Origin of the sequence: Streptomyces sp. 3N207 (assembly GCF_052246355.1) — a bacterium.
GTDB lineage: Bacteria > Actinomycetota > Actinomycetes > Streptomycetales > Streptomycetaceae > Streptomyces.
On sequence record NZ_JBQQBV010000023.1, the window covers coordinates 33,885 to 46,597 of the forward strand.

Sequence of the window (12,713 nt, forward strand, 5' to 3'; positions counted from 1 at the left end):
CCTTCCCCGATCCGGACCCGACGGCGCGCGCTCCGCTCGATTCACGCGCCGCCGGGACCGGGGGTCACTCGTCCGGGTGGTGCAACTCGATGTCGTACGCGTCCACTCCGGGTCCGGTCACACGCAGGGCGTTCGCCTGAGGTGGGTAGCCGCCGGCTATGACCGAGTAGTTGCCCGCGTCCAGGTCGGTGAAGGCGTACGCGCCGTCCTCACCGGTGGTGGACGTGGCGATGACGTTGCCGGCCGCGTCCACGAGCGTGACGCGGGCGTCCGGCAGCGGGCTGCGCCGTGCGCCGGCCCGAACGGTGCCGGTCACCCGGGCGCCCGCCGCCAGGTCGACGTCGAGCCGGGTGGTGCCCTGGCCCTGCACCTCGACCGGGACGGCGGTGGGCCGGTAGCCGGTGGCGTTCACGGCGAGTGTGAAGCTGCCGGTGACCAGCTCGTCGAACCGGTAGTCGCCCGTCTCGCCGGTGACGCCGGTGGCCAGCACCTCGCCCCGTACGTCGGTGACGACGACCATCGCGCCGCTCACCGGGGCGCCGTCGGCCAGCCCGCGCACCTGGCCCGCCAGGCCGCTGGTGCCGGAGAGCAGCAGGTCGTGGCTGAGGGGTTCCTCGCCGACCACGATCGTGGACGCCTGCGGCTGGTGACCGTCGGCCGCCGCGATCAGGACGTAGGAGCCGGGCCCGGGCGCGTCCAGCCCGTAGGAGCCGTCCGCGTGGGTGACGGAGCGGCCGAGCTGGCGTCCGCTGAGCGAGATCAGCGTGACTGCCGCGCGGGCGACGCCGATGCCGTCGGCGTTGCGGACGGTGCCGTGTACGGCGTACTGGCTGGTCGGTATGGGGGCCGGGGACTGGGCTGTGGCCATGGCTGCGTACTCCCTGAGCTGCTGGGTGTCGCCCCCCGCGGGCGCGGCCACCGCGGCGGCCTGCGGCGTGTGGTTCTCGGCCGCGGAGGCCGCCTCGTTCGCCTCGTTCACGGCAGTGGTCCGCAGCGGGACCTCCCGGATGAACAGCACGCACACCAGCGCCAGCAGCGCGACCGGTGCGGCGTACAGGTAGATGTCGCCGATGCCGTGCCCGTATGCGCTCTCCACGACGGTACGGACCGGCGCGGGCAGCTTGTCCAGGTCGGGCAGGGCGCTGCCGCCACCGCCCGTGGCGCCGCCGCCGGGCTTGATGCCGAGCTTGGCGAAGCCGTCCTCCATGTAGTGGGTGATCCGGTTGGAGAGCACGGCACCGAGCGCCGAGACACCGACCGCACCACCCAGCGAACGGAAGAAGTTCACCGTGGAGCTGGCGGACCCGAGGTCGTTCGCCGCCACCTGGTTCTGGGTGGCGAGCACCAGGTTCTGCATCATCATGCCGACGCCGAGGCCGAGCAGCGCCATGAAGATCGACATGTGCCAGTACTCGGTGTCGTACCGCAGCGTGCCCAGCAGGCCCATGCCCGCCGCCATCAGCACACCGCCCGCGATCAGGAACTTCTTCCACTTGCCCGTACGGGTGATGATCTGGCCGGAGACGGTGGTGGAGACGAAGAGCCCGGCGATCATCGGGATCGTCATCACACCGGCCATCGTCGGCGACTTGCCGCGCGCCAGCTGGAAGTACTGGCTGAGGAAGACGGTCGCACCGAACATCGCGATACCGACGAACAACGAGGCGACCGACGCCAGCGTGATGGTGCCGTTGCGGAACAGCCGCAGCGGGATGATCGGCTCCTTGGCCTTCGACTCGACGAGTACGAAGATCAGCGCCAGTACGACGGCCCCACCGACCATCGCGTAGGTCTGCCAGGACAGCCAGTCGTACTTGTCCCCCGCGAAGGTGACCCACAGCAGCAGGGTGCAGGCCGCGGCGGCGATGAAGAACGCGCCGGCCCAGTCCACCTTGACGCCCGGCCGCTTGACGACGGGCAGGTGCAGCGTCTTCTGCAGGACGATCAGCGCGATGACGGCGAATGGGACGCCGACGTAGAAGCACCAGCGCCAGCCGAGCCAGCTGGTATCGGTGATCACGCCGCCGAGCAGCGGCCCGCCGACGGTGGCGATGGCGAAGGTGGCACCGAGGTAGCCGCTGTACCGGCCGCGCTCCCGGGGGGAGATCATCGCGGCCATGATGATCTGGGCGAGCGCCGAGAGCCCGCCCATGCCGATGCCCTGGGCGGCCCGGAAGGAGATCAGCATCCCCGGGTTCTGCGAGAGACCGGCACCGGCCGAGGCCAGTACGAAGACGATCAGGGATATCTGCACCAGCAGCTTCTTGCTGGTCAGGTCCGCCAACTTGCCCCACAGCGGGGTGGACGCGGTCATCGCCAGCAGCGAGGCCGTCACCACCCAGGTGTAGGAGCTCTGGCTGCCGTTGAGATCGGAGATGATCTCGGGGAGCGCCGTGGAGACGATCGTCGACGACAGAATGGCGACGAACATGCCGAGCAGCAGCCCGGACAGCGCCTCCATGATCTGCCGGTGCGTCATCGGCGCCGCGCTCCCGGATGCCGTCGCTGCGGCGGTGCCTGTGCCCTGGGCAGCCTGGGCCTGGGCGGCGGTGGAGTGGCCTGACGACGCGGCGTGCGCCACGTGCCGGGCCCCGCCGCCGGTCTCCTGCACAGTGTTGCGGGACCCCCCAACCGGCGTCTGGGATCGGGTTGTTGCCATTCGGCGTCCTTCTAACTCAGTGGTGCGGTCGTTTTCTCGTGGGGCAGCCCGCGGGCACGGCAGTCCCCGAAGCTCATACGGAGCCGGCTGAGCAGCGTGTTGAGCCGGGCGACGTCCTCGTCGCTCCAGTCGTGCAGGTGGGCGGCGAGCACCTCGGCGGTGTGTGCCGAGAGGTCCGCCAGGAGCCGCTCACCGCTCTCGCTGATCCGCAGCAGCCGGGACCGGCCGTCCTGCGGGTCAGGGTGGCGCTCGATCCAGCCGCGGTCGGCGACGTGGGTGACGTGCCTGCTGGTGACCGACATGTCGATCGCCATCAGCTCGGCCAGCCGGCTGGTGCGCATCTCCCCGTGCTTCTCCAGGAGCGTCAGTACGACTGCCGAGGCGGGCGGACACTCCGGGGGGAGACCACGCGCCATCTCTCGTTTGACGGCGCCGATGGCGCTGATCTGCCGGGCCAGCTCCTCGTACTGACTGCGTTCGGCCATCTGCACCCCATGAAACTTGTTGCTTGGGGCAACCATACGGATGGTTGGTTGCTGTAGGCAAATTGATTTCGGGCAACCGAGGCAAACGCTTCGCAAAGAGTCCGCGTGGGCCCAGAAGCACGAGCAAGCGCACGCCGAGGGCATGTGAGCGACCGCACAGCGGCTGACCGGGCGCGGCTGTGCCATCCGGGGGACGGTTCGCTAGGGTCCTGGGACATGGCTCACAACCCGCAGGTGCCGCAGGGTCCGGACGGACAGGGACACCCCGACCCGGCAGGCAACACCCAGATGTTCCGCGCCTTCGTCGACGAGGGCGCCTCCCGGCCCGGCAGCGGGCAGGCGGCAGCGCCGGCCTCGGCCGGGCCCCGCGTCGGCGTGATCGTCGGCGTCGTCGTCGTGCTCGCCGTACTGGCGGGCGTCGCCTGGCTCGCCTTCTCCTGACGGCGTCCGGCGGTGGCCCCGGGCGGTCCGCGGCACGGCCCGGGGTGAGCGGCCATGGCTGCTTCAGCCGGCTACTTCCAGCCGGAGAGCCGCACCTCGCGGGTCTCGATGTGCATGCCCAGCGGCACCCGCCACGGGTCCACGCACACCGTCCAGGTCTTCTCCTTCTTCTCCCCGGCCTTGATCGGTACGGGCAGCGCACGGGTGCTCTCACGGGTGGCCCAGTCGACGCCGAGCGCCCCGATGATGTGCGTACCGAAGGTGACCTTGCCGCCGGTGACCGCACGGCCGCCGGAGTTGGTGAAGCGGACGGTCACCTTCTCGCACCACCGGTCGTCCGCCTTCGCCCGTTCCGGCTCACCGGCTGTCAGTACGGCCGGGCCGCTCGGCGAGCTCGGGGAACCCGGGGAGTCCGGCGACTCCGGGGAGTCTGACCCGGAGGAGCCGCCTCCGGACTGCTGACCGCCGCCGTCCGTGCCGGAACCCGGCGACGCGCTGCCCGGGCCCGGTGCTGCGGAGTTGGACGGTCCGGTGCCCGTCCCCCCGTCCGCCGTCCCCCCGGCGCCGTTGTGCGCGCCCTCCCCGGCTTCGGTACGCCCCTCGTCCGCGCCCTCGCTCCCGCGCGCCCCCTTCGGGTCACCGGCGCCGTCTCTCCCGTCGCCTGTCCCGTTCCCGTTGCCCTTCTCGGCGCCGTCGCCCTCGCCGGGCAGCGGCACCATCCGCACCTTGTCGTCCGGCCGTACAGGACCGTTGCCGTCGCCGGTGCGTCCCGACGGTTCCGCGGCGCCGACCGCCACATAGCCGTCGTCCCCGCCTCCGCCGCACCCCGCGGCCAGCGGTGCCCCGAGACATACGAGAGCCGCCGAGGCGGCTATCCGGCCGCCCCGACGGCTTCGCGTGTTGCTCCCCTGGCTTCGCATGGCGACAGTGTCACTGACGCCTCGTCAGAAGTGAACCCTCCTTCCGCGAACCCAGATGTCCCATTCGGTGTCCCCCGCCGCACTCCGCCCCCCGGTATGTCAGTCTTCTGCGATCAGCCCCTCGCGCAACTGTGCGAGCGTGCGGGTCAGCAGCCGGGAGACGTGCATCTGGGAGATGCCGACCTCCTCGCCGATCTGCGACTGCGTCATGTTCGCGAAGAAGCGCAGCATGATGATCTGGCGCTCCCGCGGCGGCAGCTTGGCCAGCAGTGGCTTGAGGGACTCGCGGTACTCGACGCCCTCCAGCGCGCTGTCCTCGTAACCGAGCCGGTCGGCGAGCGAGCCCTCGCCGCCGTCCTCCTCCAGCGCCGGGGAGTCCAGCGAGGAGGCGGTGTAGGCGTTGCCGACGGCCAGCCCGTCGACCACGTCCTCCTCGGACACGCCGAGGCAGCCCGCGAGTTCGGTGACGGTCGGGGAGCGGTCCAGGGTCTGCGACAGTTCGTCGCTCGCCTTCGTCAGCGCCAGCCGCAGCTCCTGGAGGCGGCGCGGCACCCGCACCGACCACGAGGTGTCGCGGAAGAAGCGCTTGATCTCCCCGACCACGGTCGGCATCGCGAACGTCGGGAATTCGACGCCACGTTCGCAGTCGAAGCGGTCGATCGCCTTGATCAGCCCGATGGTGCCGACCTGGACGATGTCCTCCATCGGCTCGTTCCGGCTGCGGAAGCGGGCCGCGGCGTAGCGGACGAGCGGGAGATTCAGCTCGATGAGCGTGTCCCGTACGTACATCCGTTCCGCGGTGTTGGCCGTTTCCGGGGACTCGGCCGCCGCTTTGTCGAGTGCGGCGAGCCGCAGGAAGAGTGAGCGGGAGAGCGTGCGGGTGTCGATCGTGTCGCTGTCGGGCACCGTGGCGACGGCCCCGGCGAGCTCGGCCGGCTCCGCGCCCGCGAGGCCGTCCGGCGTCACCTCGTCGAGCACCGGTGACACACTGCCCGGCTCAGCGGGCCCGGGAGGTGCCCCCGGGGCCGGGGACGTGTTCTCGGCGAGCACCTTGGAGCTGCCCAGTTCTACGGACATGCCACCCCCTTGAGGTCGCGGACGGTCGCTGCGGCGCCCTCGGCTCTGAGGGAAGCACCTCCCCCTCCATACCGGGCACGCCACTGCGGCAAACGCAGCTCTTGCAGAATGTCACAAGTAGGCAACGCGACGTAGCCTCATGTCGATAAAACTGCACAGTTGAGAGCGATGCGACGGAAGTTGAGGTAGCTCGAACCGGTTACGCGTCGATTCGATTTGCGGCCCGCAGCCGCGCGAAGCTGCGCGAGAGCAGCCGTGACACATGCATCTGCGAGACCCCCAGCTCGGCGCTGATCTGGGACTGCGTCAGATTCCGGTAGTACCGGAGCAGCAGGATCCGCTGCTCGCGCTCGGGCAGCTGTACGAGCAGATGGCGCACGAGGTCGCGATGTTCGACCCCGTCCAGCTCGGGGTCCTCGTAGCCGAGCCGGTCCAGCAGCCCCGGCATTCCGTCCTCGCGCTCCTGTGCGGCCTCCAACGAGGTGGCCCGGTAGGCCCGTCCGGCCTCGATGCAGGCCAGCACCTCCTCCTCGGAGATCTTCAGCCGCTCGGCGATCTCGGCGGTGGTCGGGGACCGCCCGTGCAGCGTCGTCAGATCCTCGGTGGCGCCGCTCACCTGCACCCACATCTCGTGCAGCCGGCGCGGAACGTGCACCGTACGGACGTTGTCGCGGAAGTAGCGGCGGATCTCGCCGACGATGGTCGGCATCGCGAAGGTGGGGAACTGCACCCCGCGCTCGGCGTCGAAGCGGTCGATGGCGTTGATCAGCCCGATGGTGCCGACCTGGACCACGTCCTCCATCGGCTCGTTCCGGCTGCGGAAGCGCGCTGCGACATACCGTACGAGCGGCAGATTGGCCTCGATGAGCGCTGCCCGGATGCGTTCGTGCTCCGCGGAGCCGGGCTCGTGCCGGGCGAGCTGCTGGAAGAGGGACTGCGTCAGCGCCCGGGTCCGCGCGGCTCGTTCCCGCTGCGCCTCGGCGGGTGAGGAGGGTGTTTCGGCGTCGCCGGAGGGAGTCTGGGTGGGGGTAGGGGTCCCGTCCACTCAGCCACCACCCCTTACGGTGCAGATCTGTCCTGATCGATCGCTTCGATCGCTTCGGGTGCTTCAGATGCTTCGGGTGTTTCGCTTGCTTGCCCCGCGTTGAGCGTGCAGGCAGGATTCGTCAGCCAAAAAGCGGTCATAGCATCACAAGACATGTGCACCGTGTGCAAGCACCGTATAACTCCGTGTTGCTTGCCAGTTGCAGCCGGAAGCACCTGGTCGAAGAGGCGAGGGGAGCCCGCGCGTAAGGGACGGAACAGGTGTCTCAGTGGGGCGGAGCAGGGGTCTCAGTTGACGAGCGAGGTCATGAACCGGCCGACGCCCTGCGCGGCGCTGGAGATGCCTTCGAAACCTATCTGGACCAGATCGGCCGCGCGTTCGGGGGACGTGATGATCGTGTACAGCACGAAGACGACAAGCACATAGCCCGCGATCTTCTTCGTCTGCGCCATCGCGCTGCCCCTCCCCCGGGCGTTCGGCCCCCCGGGCGCGTTCGATCATCGACACTCTGTACACCTGTGCGGCTGTGTGAGTGTAGCGGGAACGGTGGGCCGCCAGCAGACGGGAGCAGCGAGCCGCAGGAGAAGGACAGCGGGGCTCGGAAGCCCTCACGAGCGGCTCACGAGCTGGGCACGGATGACTCACGGGTGGCCCACGAGGGCTCACGGGGCCCGAGTGCTCACGGGTGCCCCGAGCGCTCACGGGTGCTCACGGGAGGAGGACGGTCTTGCCTCGGGCGCCGCCCGCCCGGTTGCGGGCCACGGCGCCGGGCGCCTGGTCCAGCGGAACCTCGGCCTCGATGGGCACGGTCAACGGCCCGCTGTCGATCTCCTCGCAGAGCCGCTCCAGCAGCTCAGCGGAGGCCGCGATGTGGTAGTTGATGCCCTCGATGCCGCGCCCGTACAGCGCGTCCACCGATGCCGCGTCCAGTGTGGAGACCGCCACGCCGCCGTCCCGTACCAGCGCGGCGTGCCGGGCGAACTCCTCCGGCTCGGCCGATCCCAGGTCCACCAGCGCGTCCACGCCGCGCGGGTACTCCTCCCGCACCGCGTCCGCCAGCTCCCGCTCGCGGGTGTCGATGGTGAGCGCCGCGCCGAAGGCCCCCATCCGGGCCTGGTCGTGCCCGTGGGTGGCGGCCACAACGCGCAGCCCGCGGGCGGCGGCGAGCTGGGTGAGGAACGTACCGACGCCGCCCGCGGCTCCGATGACCAGCAGGCTCTCGTACGAGCGCAGTGCGGCAGAGCCCATGATTCCCAGCGCCGTCATTCCCGCCGTAGGAGCGCCCGCGGCGGCGGTCAGCGGAATGCTCGTCGGCGCGTGGGCGATGCTGCCCGCCTCGTTCACCACCACATACTCCGCGTACGTTCCGCCACCCACCGGCTCGCTCACCACGTGCCCGAACACCTGCTCGCCCAGGGCGAATCGGTAGGTCTCCGGACCGCCGGCCTCCACGACGCCCGCGAAGTCCACCCCCATGACCAGCGGGAAGTCATACGGAACCAGGTCCTCCAGCATGCCCTCGGCGATTTTCCAGTCCAGCGGGTTCAGGCCCGCGGCCACGACCCGCACCAGCACCTCGCCCTCGCCCGGCTCGGGCCGCCGCGCCTGCAGAACCTCGGGCCGCCCGTTCCTCTCCCGCACACCGACAGCACGCATTCACCCGCGCCTCCCTGCTCCCCCCTGGGACCAGCGGACGCTCTCAACGTACGACAGCCCGCGGTCCCCCGCAGATCGTCCGCTCCCCGTCCCGCCGCCGAATACCGCGTACGGAAAATCACCGCGGGCGCAACGCATCGCACGCCGGGAAAGGGGAAATCCGGGGCGACCTCGCCGATGCCACCAATCCCCCGGAGAAAAACAAACCCCTACCGTGACGCCGCCGGATGATCAATCAGCGGCATCGCAACGCATATGCATGGCCTCGTCGGGCAACGCGAAAACTTAACAATCAATGCTAGTCTGCGACCAACAGCACAATTGCTGCCGGTCCGCACGGCGCGGACCCCGCACCTCTGGTCCGACGAAGAGCGGGGCCGCGGACGAGGACCTGCGATGGGCTCATCCCGGGCCGGGGGTGGGCCCATCAGCTCGTACGGGGGCTACCACAGTTGCTCCGTCCGGACGGCGTAGTACACCGCCTGGAAGAAGCCGGCGATTGCCCGCGCGAGATCAGCGAATCGCTGAAGCGTCGTCCTCGCCGGTTCAGACTTCCAGCCCGCACCGGCCATTACTCCTCACCCCCTCTCAGTCGGGAGGTTGAGATGACGATACCGCAGCGTTCAAGCATTTCCCGGCGAAAAACGCCATTATTGTTCCGGCGAACTTCGCCACATTTTTCCCTTCGGCCGGACGGCCGAACCGCAAGGCCTGGCAGGGCTCCAGGACCGATGCAGAATTTCCGAATAGGAATCCCCTGAATTGCCCGCGACGGGTCCGCCACAGGTTCCGCCACGGCTGCCTGACGGCGCCCACCCTCCGCCCGCCACGGCCTCACGACGACCGCCCCACCGAGCCGCCCACCCGCCACCGGCGCGCCCCCGCCCACGACGAAGGGCCGGACCCTTCGCCGGGTCCGGCCCTTCATCTGCCTTGCTCACAGCGGTAGCGGTGGGATTTGAACCCACGGAGGAGTTGCCCCCTCGCTCGCTTTCGAGGTCTGTTCGGGATGGTGAGGGGGGTTGTACGGGGTTGTTCATGGCTGTTCAGCGCTTGAGCCGAGCGCTCCGGGTGAACCTCGGCGAACGGCGTTGGACGGCCGTGAATGAGACCCAAAGTGAGACCCTCGGCGCGATCTCCTGACGGGTCCTCAGCCGAAGGCTTCCGCTGGCAGTCGAGGGGGCCCGTCGTCATCGTCGCGCCCTCGTGGGTCGCATGTGATCTCGGCGCTCTCGTAGCCCGGAAGGCGTACACCCCGGCTGTCGGCGACTCGCAGGCAGTTGCTCAGCGCAGCAGCCGCCGCCTTGAGGGCTTTCGTCTTGTCGTCGTCCTCGGCCTCTGCCTTTTCGAGAACCTGCACGACCCGCTTGAGGGCCTCGTCGCCGTCCTCCAACTGGACCTCTTCAACCTCATCGGCGTACGCGGCCGTCGTGGAGTCCGCGTTGCCGATGAGGTAGCAAGGCTTCCCGGTGTCCGTGGTCCAGGGCAGGAGCCGGAGTTCAGGTGAGGGCATGGGCGTCTTGGCTCGGTCGTAGATCAACATACTGGGCCCTCTCAGCCCGCTACGGTGCGCAGGACGACCAGCGTCGTCCTGGGCGTGATGGTCAGGATGTCGCCAGTCCTGAACGCGATGAGCTTCGCTCCGCCGGTGAGATGGCGGATATCGACCACGGCCATCGACTGACCACCCACCTGGATGACGTCCCCTCGGCGCAGTGACCCGCCATCGACCTCGATGGCGACCTGTCGCTCACTGCGCCCCATTGCCCGTCCTCTCCTTCGGCGGGGAACTGGGCTGCGGCCCGTGGCATGGGCAGTCGCAGGGCTCGAAAAACACACCCCCACTTGGTGACGGCTGCGTGGGGTTCCCGTGGCGGCATTCGAGGCGCCGGCCGAGCCCGCACGCGGGGGAGCGGTAGCTCATGAGCGCTCACCGCCGAGCGCGCGGCTGGCTGCCCCCTACATGCGGGCTTCTTACGCCAGGAAGTACGGGCGGACGAGCGTGCTGTCGTTTAGGACGGGGACGGCTGGTGGCTGCCAGCGGGATAGCTGGGGCTAGCAGGGCGGTGGCGTAGAGAACGCTCCAACACTGTCGCTTGGACCGGGGCGTTCCTCTGGACTGAGGAGCCATCGGAAGAACCGGGCGAACGCTTCGCGAAGGTAGTAGCGCATGGTTGGCAGCTCCCTATGGCTGCGGGTCCCCTCGCTGCGCAGGCGGCGCAGGGGGACTCTCGTTGAAGACGAGGGCCCACGCGACGGTGGATTGACCGTCGGTGTGGAGCCCGAACTGGTCGCCTTGCTCCAGTGCAGCCAGTAGGGCCAGCCAGGTCGTCGGCGTCGGCGAGCTGGGAGGCGTCACCTCCACTCGGACCCACTCGCGATCTCGCTTGAGGTGTGGTTCTAGGCCGAGGGCGGAGAGTCGCGCTGCGATCGAACGCGCTCGAACGATGGATTGAGGCATGGCGATCCTCCGCCACGAACTGGTCACGTGGAGTAGAGCTAGTTAACTAGGTTAGAGCTAGTGGACTAGATTTTCCACATGCCTGAGCAGCCGCCCTACCTCCGCATCGCCGACCTGTTCCGGCAGCGCATCGCTGACGGCGACTGGACACCCGGCGACCGGCTCCCCTCCCGCTCCGCCCTGGGCGCCGAATACGGCGTCGGCGACAACGTCATCCGCAGAGCTCAGGAACTGCTGATCTCCCAGGGCCTGCTGGAGGGCCGCGCTGGCTCCGGCACGTACGTCGCGGAGCCTCGCCGCCGCATGCGCATGGTCCGCTCGCTCAGCCGCGAGCGGCGGGGTGGCTCACCGTTCCGCGCGGATATGGCGGCTCTTGGACGGAACGGAACGTGGGAGCACCAGACAGATGCGAAGGTGCCGGCGCCTCCGGACATCGCAGCCCGACTCGGCATCGCCGAGGGAGACTTGTGCGTTCGCACGCGGTACGAGTTCATGTCGGACAGCAAGCCGGTTCAGCTGTCGACCAGTTGGGAGCCTTACACGCTGACGGGCGGCATGATTGTGGTTCTGCCGGAGGGCGGGCCACATGCAGGGCGTGGAGTCGTTGAGCGCATGGCAGTGATCGGTATCCAGGTGAGCCATGCAGTGGAGCAGCCTGAGCCGGATCATGCCACGGCAGAAGAAGCTGAGCTGCTCGGCGTTCAGCGGGGAGCCCTTGTCCTGCGTATTCAGCGCACATACTACGGAGGCGACGGTCGGCCCGTGGAAACAGCGGACATCGTCACCCCGGCGGCTCATGTAGAAGTAGTCTACGAAGTGGAAATTAATAATGGAGAGTGATTCTTTCACCCTCTCATGACTAGTACCAACGCCGGTACCTATTGCTTACTGGTTCGTAGCGATCAGATTTACCCTTATTGCAGCTCTCACACAGGAGTTGAAGGTTACTTACATCGTTCAGTCCGCCTGCGGCCAACGGGACGATATGATCGTAATTTTCGACGGACAGTGGATCGATTAGCCCGGAGACGTTCTTGTTGCACTTGGTGCATAGACCCCGGTCGCGGAAAAATATTGCACGACGTGCCCACTTGGGTATCGAGGTACGACGTATCCTTCCGGACTTGGTAAAGAATTTACCCATGTCCGAGTGTTCATGTGTCGAGTCGGCATATTCCGCGAATTCAAAAGTGTAGCGCGCCAAGAATTCGTGTAGGTTTTGGAGTGTTACTCGATTTGTGAACATCACGAAGAAAACTTCATCTGCGATTCTATGCAATAGATCCTCGTATAGTTGGGACCACCGTAACCCTTGAAAGTGGTCGTAACAGGCGTCGGCTACACCCGGTGCGTCCGTCACATGAGTGATGTTTCCTCGCTTCTCATGTACTTGCGGAATGCGCGGGATCTCAAAGGATACTTCTTTTTGGAGCCCGTATATCGTGAGTGCTGCTTCAACGGGTATAGTCCACTTGGGGTGAATCGGATCCGCACCAAAGGATATCTTCCAGTCGCCGATGTTATCCCTTTCCATGATATCGTCGGCCACGTACCTGATAAATTTATGAAGCGCTGAGTCCTTTTGCCAGTGGGGGATAAATCCCACTATGCCAAAGTCGAGGGTCAGGGCTTCAAGGTCGCGAATGTGGGATAGAGGGTTATCCGCAACTGCCTGTACCTTACTTGCAATGCGATACGTAAAAAGATACTTGTGTTCGATCCATTTTGTTTCCTCGCAGACGCTCACTTCAACCTCCGGGTGATTTGTGCCCTATGCGCTTTATCTGGAAATCGTCTAGCTTCACCTTGCAGGTCTTTCGATCTCTAGAATCCCAAAATGAAGCTCGATCGCTGATTGTGCCAAAGAATAGTAGTCTCCGGTTCTCGGATGGCTCGCATTCTTGAGATGCTTTCCCTTCGACTCGCTTGACTTCAACGAGGCGCGGATGCAGGCCAAGGTATGGACCAG

Annotated in this window: 12 protein-coding genes; 2 read left to right on the plus strand and 10 right to left on the minus strand. The window is 67.4% G+C overall.

Features of this window, described 5'->3' with window-relative positions:
- Nucleotides 1-64: 64 nt before the first annotated feature.
- Both ACTWP9_RS28780 and ACTWP9_RS28785 read right to left on the minus strand, forming a co-directional pair.
- The gene (locus ACTWP9_RS28780; RefSeq protein WP_443249222.1) at nucleotides 65-2,659 is read right to left on the minus strand and encodes an MFS transporter; all 2,595 of its coding nucleotides are present in this window, start codon (nucleotides 2,657-2,659) and stop codon (nucleotides 65-67) included.
- Nucleotides 2,660-2,670: 11 nt separating this feature from the next.
- A complete protein-coding gene (locus tag ACTWP9_RS28785; RefSeq protein ID WP_443249223.1) occupies nucleotides 2,671-3,144 on the minus strand; it encodes a MarR family winged helix-turn-helix transcriptional regulator in 474 nt (157 codons plus the stop codon).
- A 216-nt stretch (nucleotides 3,145-3,360) separates the two neighbouring features.
- On the opposite strand from ACTWP9_RS28785, the gene ACTWP9_RS28790 reads away from it, so the two are divergent.
- Nucleotides 3,361-3,585, plus strand: coding sequence for a hypothetical protein (locus tag ACTWP9_RS28790; RefSeq protein ID WP_443249224.1), 225 nt, complete (start codon nucleotides 3,361-3,363; stop codon nucleotides 3,583-3,585).
- 71 nt (nucleotides 3,586-3,656) lie between these two features.
- On the opposite strand, the gene ACTWP9_RS28795 is transcribed toward ACTWP9_RS28790, so the two are convergent.
- From ACTWP9_RS28795 to ACTWP9_RS28825, 7 genes are all read right to left on the minus strand, one after another.
- Nucleotides 3,657-4,505 (minus strand): hypothetical protein, encoded by an 849-nt coding sequence (locus ACTWP9_RS28795; protein ID WP_443249225.1) that lies wholly within the window; start codon nucleotides 4,503-4,505, stop codon nucleotides 3,657-3,659.
- A gap of 99 nt (nucleotides 4,506-4,604) precedes the next feature.
- Nucleotides 4,605-5,582: an RNA polymerase sigma factor SigF gene (locus tag ACTWP9_RS28800; protein WP_443249226.1), complete on the minus strand. Its 978-nt coding sequence runs from the start codon at nucleotides 5,580-5,582 to the stop codon at nucleotides 4,605-4,607.
- Between the two features lie 199 nt (nucleotides 5,583-5,781).
- Complete coding sequence (locus ACTWP9_RS28805; RefSeq protein WP_443249227.1) at nucleotides 5,782-6,627, minus strand: RNA polymerase sigma factor SigF; 846 nt, start codon at nucleotides 6,625-6,627, stop codon at nucleotides 5,782-5,784.
- Between the two features lie 287 nt (nucleotides 6,628-6,914).
- A complete protein-coding gene (locus ACTWP9_RS28810) occupies nucleotides 6,915-7,079 on the minus strand; it encodes a hypothetical protein (protein ID WP_209267574.1) in 165 nt (54 codons plus the stop codon).
- 256 nt (nucleotides 7,080-7,335) lie between these two features.
- Nucleotides 7,336-8,283, minus strand: a complete 948-nt coding sequence (locus ACTWP9_RS28815; protein WP_443249228.1) for an NADP-dependent oxidoreductase — start codon at nucleotides 8,281-8,283, stop codon at nucleotides 7,336-7,338.
- A gap of 1,150 nt (nucleotides 8,284-9,433) precedes the next feature.
- Nucleotides 9,434-9,826, minus strand: a complete 393-nt coding sequence (locus ACTWP9_RS28820) for a hypothetical protein (RefSeq protein ID WP_443249229.1) — start codon at nucleotides 9,824-9,826, stop codon at nucleotides 9,434-9,436.
- 11 nt (nucleotides 9,827-9,837) lie between these two features.
- The gene (locus tag ACTWP9_RS28825) at nucleotides 9,838-10,047 is read right to left on the minus strand and encodes a hypothetical protein (protein ID WP_443249230.1); all 210 of its coding nucleotides are present in this window, start codon (nucleotides 10,045-10,047) and stop codon (nucleotides 9,838-9,840) included.
- Between the two features lie 775 nt (nucleotides 10,048-10,822).
- Here ACTWP9_RS28825 and ACTWP9_RS28830 point away from each other — a divergent pair.
- On the plus strand, nucleotides 10,823-11,584 hold the full coding sequence (locus tag ACTWP9_RS28830) for a GntR family transcriptional regulator (protein WP_443249231.1): 762 nt from the start codon (nucleotides 10,823-10,825) through the stop codon (nucleotides 11,582-11,584).
- Nucleotides 11,585-11,603: 19 nt separating this feature from the next.
- Here the strand turns inward: ACTWP9_RS28830 and ACTWP9_RS28835 are convergent, their stop codons facing one another.
- Nucleotides 11,604-12,491: an HNH endonuclease gene (locus tag ACTWP9_RS28835; protein WP_443249232.1), complete on the minus strand. Its 888-nt coding sequence runs from the start codon at nucleotides 12,489-12,491 to the stop codon at nucleotides 11,604-11,606.
- Between the last annotated feature and the right edge of the window lie 222 nt (nucleotides 12,492-12,713).

Bases quoted from the DNA above. Each gene is read 5' to 3' on its own strand.
- ACTWP9_RS28780 (WP_443249222.1), bottom strand. From the start codon at position 2,659: ATGGCAACAACCCGATCCCAGACGCCGGTTGGGGGGTCCCGCAACACT.
- ACTWP9_RS28785 (WP_443249223.1), bottom strand. From the start codon at position 3,144: ATGGCCGAACGCAGTCAGTACGAGGAGCTGGCCCGGCAGATCAGCGCC.
- ACTWP9_RS28790 (WP_443249224.1), top strand. From the start codon at position 3,361: ATGGCTCACAACCCGCAGGTGCCGCAGGGTCCGGACGGACAGGGACAC.
- ACTWP9_RS28795 (WP_443249225.1), bottom strand. From the start codon at position 4,505: ATGCGAAGCCAGGGGAGCAACACGCGAAGCCGTCGGGGCGGCCGGATA.
- ACTWP9_RS28800 (WP_443249226.1), bottom strand. From the start codon at position 5,582: ATGTCCGTAGAACTGGGCAGCTCCAAGGTGCTCGCCGAGAACACGTCC.
- ACTWP9_RS28810 (WP_209267574.1), bottom strand. From the start codon at position 7,079: ATGGCGCAGACGAAGAAGATCGCGGGCTATGTGCTTGTCGTCTTCGTG.
- ACTWP9_RS28815 (WP_443249228.1), bottom strand. From the start codon at position 8,283: ATGCGTGCTGTCGGTGTGCGGGAGAGGAACGGGCGGCCCGAGGTTCTG.
- ACTWP9_RS28820 (WP_443249229.1), bottom strand. From the start codon at position 9,826: ATGTTGATCTACGACCGAGCCAAGACGCCCATGCCCTCACCTGAACTC.
- ACTWP9_RS28825 (WP_443249230.1), bottom strand. From the start codon at position 10,047: ATGGGGCGCAGTGAGCGACAGGTCGCCATCGAGGTCGATGGCGGGTCA.
- ACTWP9_RS28830 (WP_443249231.1), top strand. From the start codon at position 10,823: ATGCCTGAGCAGCCGCCCTACCTCCGCATCGCCGACCTGTTCCGGCAG.